We start from the raw sequence: 5593 nt of genomic DNA, 5'->3' as shown, positions 1-5593 counted from the left end.
AACATGCCGAGCCCGGCGATCTGGTGATCTGCAGCGACGTTCCGCTGGCCGATCGACTGGTGAAGAAGGGCGTCGCGGCGCTCGACCCGCGCGGTCGCGAGTTCGACGAGCGCAACATGGGTGAGCGGCTGGCGGTGCGCAACCTGTTCACCGATCTACGCGATCAGGGCCAGATGGGCGGCGGCCAGGGGGCCTACAGCGAGCGCGACCGCCAGGCCTTCGCCAATTCCCTGGATCGCCTGCTCACGCGATTGTCGCGCCCGCAGTGAGCGGCCGCCGCGCGGCCAGCCAGTCGCGCAGTGCCGACAATGGCAGCGGGCGGCTGTAGTAGTAGCCCTGGATGTAATCGCAGCCGTTTTCGCGCAGGTAGGCCAGCTGTACCTCCTCCTCGACGCCTTCGGCCACCACCTTGAGACCGAGTTTATGCGCCATGGCGATGATCGCCGCGGTGATGGCGCGGTCATTGGCCTGCTCGGCGATTTCCTGAACGAAGGCGCGGTCGACCTTGAGGGTGTCCACCGGCAGCTTGCGCAGGTAGGCCAGCGAGGAATAGCCGCTGCCGAAATCATCGATGGACACCTTCACCCCGAGCTCACGGACGGCATCGAGGGTGCGCACCGCCGCGCCAAGGCTGTTCATCAGCGCATTCTCGGTGACTTCCACGGTCAGCCGCGCCGGGTCGAGACCGGTACGTTCGAGAATGCGCGCGACGACCTCCGGCATCTGCAGATTGGACAGGTTGAGCGCTGAGCAATTGACCGCTACCCGCAGGTCGTAGCCCTCATCGAGCAAGGCGACCAGGTCGGCACAGGCGCGGCGCGCGACCCAGGCGTCCAGCTCGGCGACGAAACCGTGTTGCTCGGCCAGTCCGACGAAGCGCTCGGGGCTGATGAAACCCTGCTGCGGATGCTGCCAGCGCACCAGCGCCTCAAGGCTCACCGGCTCGCCGCTGCGGCCATCGACGATGGGCTGATAGTTCACGCTGAGGAGGTTTTCGTTCAGTGCCCGGCGCAGGTCCTGTTCCAGCGACAGATCCTCCTGGGCGCGCAGTTCCAGCGCGGGGTTGAAGCGCAGGCTGCGGTTGCGGCCGCTGGCCTTGCACTGGCCGACCGCGAGGCCTGCGTGGCGGAACAGCGCATCGAAGTTCAGGCCGTCTTCGGGGTACTGGCTGATGCCGATGCTGGCGGTCAGGCGCAGCTGGGTGTCGCCGAGGGTGAAGGGCGGGCGCAGCTGTTCGAGGATGTGGTTGGCCAGCGCCTGGGCCTGCTCCCACTGGCCGAGGGTCAAGACGCAGAACTCGTCGCCGGAGAAGCGCGCCAGCATGTCGTGCTGACCGAGTACCGCGCGGATTCGATGCGCCGCCTGTTGCAATGCCAGGTCGCCGCTGCGGTGGCCGAGGCTGTCGTTGATGCGCTTGAAGTTGTCCAGATCCACCACCAGCACGGCCAGCGCCTGACGTTCCTCGCGCGCGGCCAGGACCTGGGTGACCATCTCGGTGAAGGCGCGACCGTTGAACAGGTTGGTCAGCGGGTCGTAATGGGTCATCGCGTTGAGCTGGTGCTCGGCCTGGTCGAGTGCCTGGCGTTGCTCGCTGAAGCGCTGCTCGGCCCAGCTGGCGGCGATGCCGGTGACGATCACCAGCAGCGCGACCAGACCGATTGCCGAGGCGAGGACGGCATGCTGGCCGCCATGACTGCCGAACGGGGCGGTGTGCTCCAGCATGTGCGCGGGGACTGCCAGGGTCAGCGCATGCATGCCGGTGTAGTGCATCGAAACGATCGCCGCGCCCATCAACAGGCTGCAGAGCAGGCGCTGCCAGTGCTGGTGCCGGCTCTGGCTGGCGCGGAAGTGATATCCCAGCACCAGCGCGGCGATCGAGGCGCCGATGGCGATCAGAACAGAGGCAGCGAAGGCCAGCGGTGCGTAGTAGAGCGTGGCCAGCGAGCGTATCGCCGCCATCCCGGTGTAGTGCATGGCGGCGATGCCGATGCCGGCGGCCGTGCCGGCCAGCGCGTACTGCGGCACGCTGAGGCGATCGCGGCCGAGCAGACGCATCACCACATAGGACACGGCCATGGCGATCAGCAGCGAAAGCAGGGTGATGCGATGGTCGTAGCTGATGTCCAGTGGCGCGCTGAAGGCCAGCATGCCGATGAAGTGCATCGACCAGATGCCGCCACCCAGAGCGAACGCGCCGACCCAACGCCACAAGTCGCGGCCGCGCGGGCTGCCGCTGCGGCTGACCCGCTTGGCCAGCGCCAGTGCGGTGAACGCCGCCGCGCTGGCGACGAGGTAGGAGAGAACGACCAGCAGAGGGTCGTGACTGTGGCCGAGCAGGGCAATCTGGTCGGCGGGAAGGTCGGAAAACAGAAGTCTGGACACGCGGCGGCACTCGAACAGTCGGGCGTCCTGCCTCGTGAGAATAGTGGCGTATAGCCATCTGCGGCAGAGTGTACGAGAGGTCACCCTGGCCGCCAATCTCCTATCGGCTGATCAACCGCAAAGATAAGTGCCGGTGCCCACGGCGATCAGGGTGCCCAGTTCGTTGTGCAGCTCAGAACGCACCACTGCGACCTTGTTGCCCGAGCGCAGCAGCATCGCGCTGGCACTGAAGCGGCTGCCTCGGCCTGGGCGCAGGTAGTCGATGCGCAGATCGATGGTTCCCAGTCGGGAAAGCCGTGCGGCGCGCTCCTGGGTGGTCAAATGGCGATGCTTGTCGAAGGCGCCGAGCATTGCCATCGCCCCGCCGGCCACGTCCAGCAGCGAGGCGATGACCCCGCCATGCAGGATGCCGTGGACGAAGTTGCCGACCAGCTCCGGCTTCATCGGCAGGTGCATGACGACCTGGGAGGTCGATACCTCATCCAGTTCGATGCCCAGCGCCTGGTTGAAGGGGATGCGTTCGAACATCTGGCGTACCGCCTGGGCCTGCTCGGCGAGCAGGGCGTCGTCGTGGTTCATGGTCGGCGTTCCTGTGGATGAGCGATCAAGCTGCCCGAGGATGTTCGCGCTGAACAGAGTGGCGGCACGAGCAGCCGCGGCTTTGGCGGCTTTCGCGCAAAAAAATCCCGGGCGGACCCGGGATCATTCGGCGGCGTTCGGATCAGTCTTCGGTGGTCATTTCCAGTACCCGGTCGACCAGCTTGTAGATGCCCGAAGCGGCTTCGCTGATGGATTGCGCCAACATGTACGCCGGTGTGGTGACCAGTCGATGCTGCTTGTCCACGACGATGTCGCTGACTTCGCACGCCTGATGCTCGGCGCCCATCTGCGCGACCGCCTTGGCGGCATCGGCCTCGTCACTGCCAAGGGTACAGACCACGCCGGCGCCGAAGATCTGCGCGGCCATGGTCGGCGCGATGCACATCATCCCGACCGGCTTGCGTGCCTCGGCAAAGGCCTGCGCGAGCGCCACCACATCCGGCAGTGCCTTGCTGCTGGCGCCTTCGGTAGCGAAATTGGAGAGGTTCTTCGCGGCGCCGAAACCGCCAGGGATGATCAGTGCGTCGAAATCCTCGGCGCGCGCCTCGCGCAGATCCTTGATCTCGCCGCGGGCCAGGCGAGCGGACTCGGTCAGCACGTTGCGCGACTCTGGCATCTCGTCGCCGGTCAGGTGATTGATCACGTGCATCTGCGCGATGTTCGGTGCGAAGCACTGCACCTTGACGCCACGCTGGTCCAGGCGCAGCAGGGTGATGACGCTTTCGTAGATCTCCGAGCCGTCGTAGACGCCACAGCCGGAGAGGATCACGGCGACTTTCTTGTTCATGGTGGTACTCCTGGTCAAGTTCAGCGGCCCTGCGTCGGGCACGGCGGATGCGTTCGATGCTAATACCTGGGACGGTTCCAGGTAAGCCCCACACGTTCCGTTGGATTCGCGCGATGCGCCGGTGTTCATTGCCGCAGGTCTGGCGCGGCAGTTTGCGCCTGATCAAAGCACTGGCAGTCGCCGGCATGGCTGGCGACAATGGGCTCGGTTTCGGAGGCTCGACGGCCTGGCGTTGTCATCATTTCGTCATGTGTCGGGCCTATAAACGTCATATTCGCCCGTTCTGCGGGCCAGGAGTCCGTCGTGAGTTTCGTTCCTGCCAGCCGGCTGTTCCCCGCTACTCGTCTGCGTCGCAATCGTCGTGACGATTTTTCCCGCCGTCTGGTGCGCGAAAATGTGCTGACCGTCGATGACCTGATCCTGCCGGTGTTCGTGCTCGACGGCGAGAACCGCCGCGAGCCGGTGCCGTCGATGCCGGGAGTGGAGCGCCTGTCCATCGACCTGCTGCTCGAGGAGGCCGAAGAGCTGGTGGCGCTGGGCATTCCGGCGCTGGCGCTGTTTCCGGTGACACCGCTGGAGAAGAAGTCCCTCGATGCGGCCGAAGCCTGGAACCCGGAGGGCATCGCCCAGCGCGCCACGCGCGCCTTGCGCGCGCGTTTCCCTGAGCTGGGGATCATCACCGACGTAGCCCTCGATCCATTCACCACGCACGGCCAGGACGGCATTCTCGACGACAGCGGATACGTGCAGAACGATGTCACTGTCGACGCGCTGGTCCGCCAGGCGCTGTCCCACGCCGAAGCCGGCGCTCAGGTGATCGCGCCGTCGGACATGATGGATGGTCGTATCCAGGCGATTCGCGAGGCGCTGGAAGTGGCCGAACACCACAACGTGCGCATCATGGCCTACTCGGCGAAATACGCCAGCGCCTACTACGGCCCGTTCCGAGATGCGGTGGGCTCTGCCGCCAACCTCGGCAAGAGCAACAAGAATACCTATCAGATGGACCCGGCCAACGGTGACGAGGCGCTGCACGAAGTGGGCGCCGACCTGGCCGAAGGCGCGGACATGGTGATGGTCAAGCCCGGTCTGCCCTACCTGGATATCGTCTGGCGGGTCAAAGATGCCTTCAAGGCGCCGACCTTCGTCTATCAGGTCAGCGGCGAGTACGCCATGCACATGGCCGCCATCCAGAATGGCTGGCTGAGCGAGGCCGTCATCCTTGAGTCTTTGGTCGGCTTCAAGCGTGCCGGGGCCGATGGCATCCTGACTTACTTCGCCAAACAGGCGGCACAACAATTAAAACGGGGCCAGTGAGCCCTTTCGAGGCAAAGCGATGATCAACCAGGGACTCAGCGAAAAGGATCTGCAGGACGCCGTGGTCGGCGAGGTGCTGGAACAGACGTTGCCCGAGGTGGTGTCTGCGCCACTGGAAGTCGTCGAGGAGACGCCGGTCGCGCTGGTGACCAACCTGGACGACAGTGCGCTGTACATCCATCGCGAGCTTTCGCAGCTTCAGTTCAACGTCCGCGTGCTCGAGCAGGCGCTTGATGAGTCCTATCCGCTGCTGGAGCGGCTGAAGTTCCTGCTGATCTTCTCCAGCAACCTCGATGAGTTCTTCGAGATTCGCGTCGCCGGACTGAAGAAGCGCGTCACCTTCGCCCGCGAACAGGCGGGCGCCGACGGCCTGCAGCCGCATCAGGCGCTGGCGCGCATCTCCGAGCTGGTCCACGAACAGGTCGACCGCCAGTACGCGATCCTCAACGACGGGCTTCTGCCAGCGCTGGCCGAGCATCAGATCCGCCTCATTCGCCGCAGGCACTG

5 protein-coding genes and 1 pseudogene are annotated in these 5593 nt (G+C 65.3%); 3 read left to right on the top strand and 3 right to left on the bottom strand.

Annotated elements, in window-relative coordinates:
* The coding region (locus ACN0X6_RS24900) for a DUF188 domain-containing protein (protein ID WP_417708016.1) at positions 1-269 on the top strand (269 nt) is incomplete at its 5' end.
* Here the strand turns inward: ACN0X6_RS24900 and ACN0X6_RS24895 are convergent.
* The 3 genes from ACN0X6_RS24895 to elbB form a co-directional block, all read right to left on the bottom strand.
* Positions 244-2382 (bottom strand): putative bifunctional diguanylate cyclase/phosphodiesterase, encoded by a 2139-nt coding sequence (locus ACN0X6_RS24895; protein WP_417708014.1) that lies wholly within the window; start codon positions 2380-2382, stop codon positions 244-246. The genes ACN0X6_RS24900 and ACN0X6_RS24895 overlap by 26 nt on opposite strands.
* A gap of 111 nt (positions 2383-2493) precedes the next feature.
* On the bottom strand, positions 2494-2961 hold the full coding sequence (locus ACN0X6_RS24890; RefSeq protein ID WP_014821737.1) for a thioesterase family protein: 468 nt from the start codon (positions 2959-2961) through the stop codon (positions 2494-2496).
* A 142-nt stretch (positions 2962-3103) separates the two neighbouring features.
* Entirely contained in the window at positions 3104-3769 is a 666-nt protein-coding gene (gene elbB / locus ACN0X6_RS24885; protein WP_044315177.1) for an isoprenoid biosynthesis glyoxalase ElbB, read from the bottom strand.
* Positions 3770-4072: 303 nt separating this feature from the next.
* Between elbB and hemB the strand changes: the two genes are divergently transcribed.
* On the top strand, positions 4073-5086 hold the full coding sequence (hemB, locus tag ACN0X6_RS24880; RefSeq protein WP_417708011.1) for a porphobilinogen synthase: 1014 nt from the start codon (positions 4073-4075) through the stop codon (positions 5084-5086).
* 19 nt (positions 5087-5105) lie between these two features.
* Positions 5106-5593, top strand: a pseudogene (locus ACN0X6_RS24875) (RNA degradosome polyphosphate kinase); the annotation flags it as partial.

Source organism: Pseudomonas sp., from assembly GCF_048269965.1.
GTDB lineage: Bacteria > Pseudomonadota > Gammaproteobacteria > Pseudomonadales > Pseudomonadaceae > Aquipseudomonas.
Note: the sequence above shows the minus strand (reverse complement) of the source record. Positions and strands in the feature narration are given on the sequence as shown.

Bases quoted from the DNA above. Each gene is read 5' to 3' on its own strand.
- elbB (WP_044315177.1), bottom strand. From the start codon at position 3,769: ATGAACAAGAAAGTCGCCGTGATCCTCTCCGGCTGTGGCGTCTACGAC.
- ACN0X6_RS24890 (WP_014821737.1), bottom strand. From the start codon at position 2,961: ATGAACCACGACGACGCCCTGCTCGCCGAGCAGGCCCAGGCGGTACGC.